This is a genomic window from Desulfovibrio sp. Huiquan2017, assembly GCF_017351175.1.
GTDB lineage: Bacteria > Desulfobacterota > Desulfovibrionia > Desulfovibrionales > Desulfovibrionaceae > Pseudodesulfovibrio.
The window spans coordinates 1-5,117 of the sequence record NZ_JAFMPN010000033.1 but is presented as its reverse complement, the minus strand read 5'-3'; the positions used below and the strand labels follow the sequence as shown (position 1 = coordinate 5,117).

The following is a 5,117-nucleotide window of genomic DNA, read 5'->3' as shown; positions in this document are numbered from 1 at the left end:
AGCAATCTTTGCTCTCCGGTCAGTGCTCTGATGTGGGTTACCTCTTGAGCGACTTGCAAACAGCCTTCATATGTGCCGTTCGTCTGGCGGATTGCATAAAAGCGGATATGAATGAAGGCTTCAGTCATCTGTATCCAGAACTCAGCGACATCTCTTGCCCCAGACTTCAATTTTTCAAGTATCTCCTGAACCATATGGACGCTTTTGGCGGGATGGCACTTGGGTACCTCCCGGCCGATGATTCCTTCACTGCGGGGAAATATGCGGTGTTCGGTTTGGGAAAATATGCGCCTCGATCATTTGCATTCACAAAGGAAAGATCGACCGGCAATGACTTCAGGGTACCCCCATTGTGGCGTTCCGCAAATACTGCGCCGGGGTGCTTCCCAAGGCTTTCTTGAACATTGTGATGAAGGCGTTGACTGACTCATAGCCCAATTCGGCCGCTACGGTCTGCACCGATGCGCCACCGGCCAATTCCCGGAGAGCAACGACAAGACGTAACTGCTGACGCCAGCGACCAAACGTCAAGCCCGTCTCCTGGACCATCAAACGGGCCAACGATCGCTCACTCATGGCGCAGCGTGGCGCCCAATCCTTCAAGGTATCCCGGTCAGCTGGTTCAGCCACTAACGCGTTGGCAATCGCTTGTATTCTCGGGTCATTGGAAACGGGCAAGTTGAGTCGTTCATGTGGCATCTCGACCAACTCCTCGAGGGCCACTCTGGCCAATCGAGCGGCATGGCTGTCCAACGGGTAGCCCGCTCCTTCACGTACCAACCGGTCGATCATTTCTCGAATCATCGGCGAGATGGACAGCGTGCAGCACTTTTGGGGCAGATCTGCCGCACCCGGCTCCACGAAAAGGTAGTTGAGCTGGGCATTATCGGTTGCCCGGGCGCTGTGCGGTACCCCCCCTGGAATCCAGACGCCGCAATTCGGCGGTACGATCCATATCCCGTTGTCCGCAGTGCAGGTGACGGCTCCGTGCCGAGCGATGATCAACTGCCCCTTGCGGTGTACATGAGGTGGAACTTCCGCCTCATGGTCCGCGAAATCGAGTTGGTGTGCGACCGCTGGACGATCTGAATGGTCGGGACCGGAGGTGGAGATGGTAGGGTGTATGTTGAACCTCTTTGGCATGATTTAGTTATTTTTTGTCATAATATCGAGTTTACATGCAGATGTAAAATGGAAATACCACCTGCATGAACATCGTATCTTCCACTAACGCGGCATTTGTGAAAGTCCGCACCGCAATTGTGCGGCTGGGGACGCATTTTTATCGCCTCCCCGCCGTAAGGGCGGATGCGGCCGCTTTGTCTTTCTCCGTGAAGAGTTTTGTCGCAGCAATGCTCGCCTACTACATTTCGTTGCGCATCGGACTTTCCAAGCCCTTTTGGTCAATCATCACGGTTTATCTTGTTTCGCAAACCTCTGCCGGAGCGTCTCTCGGCCGTGGGGTCTATCGGCTTGCCGGGACGATCATCGGTGCTGCGGCAACGGTGATAATCGTCCCGAATCTGGCGAACACCCCGGTCATATGCAGCGCGGCCCTCGCCGGCTGGATCGGTCTGTTTCTTTATTTCGCGTTGCTCGATCGGACCCCGCGAGCCTATGCCTTCGTTCTTGCCGGTTATACGGTGAGCTTGATCGGTTTTCCCAGTGTGTTCGCCCCTGACGCGGTTTTCGAGACGGCGTCGATGCGGGTTCAGGAGATTTCGATCGGGATTCTTTGCGCCGTGTTGATGCATCGTTTCGTCCTGCCGAAGCGCATGACCGAGCCGTTCGTCGGCAAGTTGTCCGGGACGCTGCGGAACGCCCGGCAGGCGGCTGGCAGCGCGCTCCATGGAATATCCGGACAGAGCCGTCGCGAACGCAATAAACTGGCGATGGATTTGCTCGGATTGCAGGGACTGGCGACGCACCTGCCATACGATCCCGCTCCCGTGACGGTGCGGACCAGAGCCTGGCGATTGATTCATGATCGGCTTGTGCGGCTGCTTCCACTCACGGCGGAAATCGAAGACCGGCTCGTGGCCCTTGATACCGAAGGGCGTGGATTGCCCGACGAACTTGTCGCGTTGCGGCATGACGTCGAGATCTGGATTGAAGGGGTTGACGCTGAGAACAGAAGGGATGAGCTGGCGCTCCAGCTCACCGATCGGGCACGGTCGCTGCGGAGTCGTCTGGTTGTCGACGCCGTCACGCGGGACGGCTGGCTCGTCGCCAACCTCGCGCTTCATCTTACGGAACTGATCGTTTTACTTCACGATTGCGAGCGGCTTGAGAGGATCATAAGGAATACCGGCCGTAAGCCCGGTGCTGCATCGAGCCGTTGGCCGGAACGAGCAAGGGGCTATGTGTATCACCGGGATCATGTGAAGGCGGCTCGGGCCGCGTTGGGGGCTGCAGTCGGCATTTTCACAGGCTGCGTCTTTTGGATATGGTCGGCCTGGCCGGACGGCGGCATGGCCGTCTCGGTTTTGGGCGTATGCTGCTCATTATACGGCACTGCCGATGTGCCCGCGCCGAGCGTTATCAAATATACGGTCGGTACGGTCTATGGCGTGCTGATCAGCCTTGTCTATAGTTTCATCGTTCTGCCTCGCGTGACGGATTTCAACGTACTGGTCATGGTGCTGGCTCCGGCCTTTCTTCTAGGCGGTTCCCTGCAGGCGCGGCTTCCGACAATGGTCATGGCATTTGGCATTACCCTCACGATTCCGATCCTGGCAGGGCTCGGCACCGTCTACGCCGGAGATTTCGCCGGGGCTCTCAATACGGTCATTGCCCTCTTCGCGTCACTTGGTTTCGGATTGATGAGTATGACGCTGTTGCAAACCGTACCGGCCGATAGGGCCATTAGTCGATTGCTTCGACTCAGTCGAAAGGGCGTCAGGCGGCAAGCCCTCAGCAAGAATGGCGATGGGGCGGGCTGGAGGAGCCTCATGGCGGACCGGGCTGCGCTGTTGCTTCCGTTGCTGGCCAAAAGCCCACGCTCGGACGCGATTGATGATCCGTTGTATCTTTTGCGTGTCGGACATGCTGTCGGCAAACTCAAACAAGCGGTCCGCCACGTCGATGGCGAGATCGGCGGTGAGGCGCGAGCTCTTTTTTCGGCCTTGGCCGTATGCTTCGACGCCAAGCAGCGGTCGCGATCTTCCGAGGTGGTCGAGCTGGGACAACGCACCGACAGATTGATGGCGCTGGTTGCCAACGGTTCGCCCCATGATTGTTCGCGGTTGCTTGATCTGGTCATTGATCTGCGGTTTGCCCTCTCTCTGAACTTCATACCCCATAAGGATCATGATCTATGATCATCGATTACACTATCGGAGGCGTCTTCATACCCGGCCCGCTGGTTCTAGCCGTTATTGCGCTGTTCGCCGCAGTCATGGTAATCCGCCTTCTCTCTTTCGTCGGTGCCTACCGCGTATTCGTATCTCGGCCTCTCGTCGAGATATCCGTCTTCGTCATCATTTATGTTTTGCTCTTACAGCAACCGTCATTTTTTGGAGGTTTCTTCCAATGAAACGTGTCGTATCATTGTTCGGTTCTTACTCCTTGACCCTGTCCCTCGTGGCAATCACTTCTTTTGTCGCTCTATGGGCATGGGAGCACTATAACAAGCTGCCTTGGACTCGTGATGGTCGGGTGAGTGCGAACGTCGTGCGGGTCGGAGCAGACGTTTCCGGCATGGTTAGCGCGGTATTCGTCGTCGATAATCAATACGTCCATCAAGGGGATGTTCTTTATAAAATTGACCCTGAACGATTCCGGCTAGCCGTGGCGTCCGCAAAGGCCGCAGTGGAAGCCAAGCGTCAAGATATGATTGTCCTTGAAGCGACTGCACAGCGTCGTCGTCTCATTCCGGAGGCCGTATCTCGGGAAAAGATTCAGCAAGTGACTGGGAATGCGAAGGTGGCGGCAGCCTCCTATCAGCGGGCATTGGCAGACCTTGAACTGGCCAAGCTTAACCTTGCCCGCACGATCATACGGTCTCCGGTGGATGGCTATGTCTCCAATCTGATATTGCGACCCGGTGATTTTGCGACGGCAGGAGTGACCAAGATTTCCGTACTCGATATGGCCAGCTTCTGGGTCACTGGGTACTTTGAAGAGACGAAGATTCGGCAGATTCACATCGGGAGCACGGCACGGATCAGGCTGATGGGGTTCGATCAGCCATTAGCAGGACATGTCGAGAGTATTGGGCGCGGCATCGAGAATAGCAACACGACGCCTGGTCTGCTTGGTCTGCCGAATGTGGAGCCAACATTCAGCTGGGTACGTCTTGCGCAGCGGATTCCGGTCCACATCAGCATCGACAATATACCGCCAAGCGTCGAGTTGGTCGCGGGCATGACGGCGACTGTCGAAATCAATCCTGTCAGCACAAAGCCGGAGCGGAGTCAGGAAAGACAATGGAGTATGGCTTCATTGTCCGACTGGATTCATGATTTTGCTCATGGAGCAACGTCGTTAATCCAATGAAAAGGTACCGGCTTTTCAATTCGCCTTAATGTTTGCCTTATGTCCTGGAAAAACATGGTACTCTTGGGTCAAGGCGCAGTTAGGCACTGTTGCAGGTGGGAAATATCGTTTTGTTCAGCCATTTCGATGGTGAGTTCCAAGTCGGACAAAAAAGGGTGCGTTCGCCTCGACTTGTGGCCGGATATCCTGTGCAAACGCCCCTGGGAAGGCCTGTTCCAGACCGTCAGCCAGAGGGGGACCGCTGTGGCCGCCGCTGCCGCGATCCGTTTTTCGCGAACCGATATTTTGCCTCGGAGGGGGAGTATCGGTTGCTCATAAAAAGCCGCTCCTGGTTTGCCACCTTCATAGCCACCAGAGCGGCTTTTGTTAACGCCGTTCCTTCATAGTCCCCATTTCGCGGTGCTGTAGATGGCGAGTATAACAATAGAGTTGTTAACGCTTCCGCTAAAATGAGACGGTGTATGGTCCTGTCTGGACAATAAAGTTGTTAACAAAGTGGCCGATCCGCTGCTGTGCTCTGATATAATAAATACGATAATGTTCGCCGGGAGTTTTTTTTCAATGATAAGAAATCCTACCCGAGTCCTTGCTACCCACCTGAACCAACGGCTATTTCCAAT

General features: G+C 55.5%; 5 protein-coding genes and 1 pseudogene. 3 read left to right on the top strand and 3 right to left on the bottom strand.

The features are described 5' to 3' along the window. The 3 genes and pseudogenes from J0909_RS18200 to J0909_RS18610 form a co-directional block, all read right to left on the bottom strand. A partial coding sequence (locus J0909_RS18200) for a PAS domain-containing protein (RefSeq protein ID WP_353616797.1) occupies positions 1-239 on the bottom strand: 239 nt, incomplete at its 3' end. A 97-nt stretch (positions 240-336) separates the two neighbouring features. Beyond that, the gene (locus tag J0909_RS18500; RefSeq protein ID WP_286182139.1) at positions 337-792 is read right to left on the bottom strand and encodes a helix-turn-helix domain-containing protein; all 456 of its coding nucleotides are present in this window, start codon (positions 790-792) and stop codon (positions 337-339) included. A 99-nt stretch (positions 793-891) separates the two neighbouring features. Continuing rightward, a pseudogene (locus tag J0909_RS18610) lies at positions 892-1,005 on the bottom strand (cupin domain-containing protein); the annotation flags it as partial. Between the two features lie 203 nt (positions 1,006-1,208). Between J0909_RS18610 and J0909_RS18190 the strand changes: the two are divergent. From J0909_RS18190 to J0909_RS18180, 3 genes are read left to right on the top strand one after another with little or no spacing between them, the layout of a single operon-like run. Next, positions 1,209-3,320 carry an FUSC family protein gene (locus tag J0909_RS18190; protein ID WP_207265103.1) on the top strand — a complete coding sequence of 704 codons (2,112 nt, stop codon included), beginning with the start codon at positions 1,209-1,211 and terminating at the stop codon, positions 3,318-3,320. Then, a complete protein-coding gene (locus J0909_RS18185) occupies positions 3,317-3,535 on the top strand; it encodes a DUF1656 domain-containing protein (RefSeq protein WP_207265101.1) in 219 nt (72 codons plus the stop codon). Before J0909_RS18190 ends, J0909_RS18185 begins: the two co-directional genes overlap by 4 nt. Beyond that, positions 3,532-4,497 carry an HlyD family secretion protein gene (locus J0909_RS18180; RefSeq protein ID WP_207265099.1) on the top strand — a complete coding sequence of 322 codons (966 nt, stop codon included), beginning with the start codon at positions 3,532-3,534 and terminating at the stop codon, positions 4,495-4,497. The genes J0909_RS18185 and J0909_RS18180 overlap by 4 nt, the downstream gene beginning before the upstream one ends. The last annotated feature ends 620 nt before the right edge of the window (positions 4,498-5,117 follow it).

Coding starts and splice junctions, on each gene's coding strand:
- J0909_RS18180 (WP_207265099.1), top strand. CDS start 3,532: ATGAAACGTGTCGTATCATTGTTCGGTTCTTACTCCTTGACCCTGTCC.
- J0909_RS18185 (WP_207265101.1), top strand. CDS start 3,317: ATGATCATCGATTACACTATCGGAGGCGTCTTCATACCCGGCCCGCTG.
- J0909_RS18190 (WP_207265103.1), top strand. CDS start 1,209: ATGAACATCGTATCTTCCACTAACGCGGCATTTGTGAAAGTCCGCACC.
- J0909_RS18500 (WP_286182139.1), bottom strand. CDS start 792: ATGATCGACCGGTTGGTACGTGAAGGAGCGGGCTACCCGTTGGACAGC.